Source organism: Erwinia sp. PPS120, assembly GCF_047918655.1.
In the GTDB taxonomy this organism is placed as follows: Bacteria; Pseudomonadota; Gammaproteobacteria; order Enterobacterales; family Enterobacteriaceae; genus Erwinia; species Erwinia tasmaniensis_A.
Genome location: NZ_JBLREF010000065.1, coordinates 1 through 458, shown reverse-complemented (window position 1 = coordinate 458; position 458 = coordinate 1). Strand labels below are relative to the sequence as shown.

Annotated in this window: 1 protein-coding gene; it reads left to right on the top strand. The window is 63.8% G+C overall.

Annotated elements, in window-relative coordinates; genetic code table 11:
• Positions 1-458: type VI secretion system Vgr family protein (locus ACLRGG_RS20975; RefSeq protein WP_416251536.1), on the top strand; the 458-nt coding region annotated here is incomplete at both ends.

The following is a 458-nucleotide window of genomic DNA, read 5'->3' as shown; positions in this document are numbered from 1 at the left end:
AACACCTTCACCCTGCTGAACGCGCCCTTCTTCAGCGACAACGGCGAATACCTGACCACCGAAGCGATCTACACCTTTGAAGAGAACCGCTACGCGAGCGGCGACGACAGCAGCACCACCCACAGCATTGCGGTGCAGGTTATTCCGTCGGACATCACCTTCCGCGCGGAACCGCGCACGCCGTGGCCGCGCACCCACGGCCCTCAGACCGCGAAGGTGGTGGGGCCGCAGGGGGAGTCGATCTGGACCGATAAATATGGCCGCATCAAGGTGAAATTCCACTGGGACCGTCTGGCGAAAGGGGATGACACCAGCTCCTGCTGGGTACGCGTCTCCAGCGCCTGGGCGGGACAGGGCTTCGGCGGGGTGCAGATCCCGCGGGTGGGCGACGAGGTGGTGATTGACTTTATCAACGGGGATCCGGACAGGCCGATCGTCACGGGCCGGGTGTACAACGA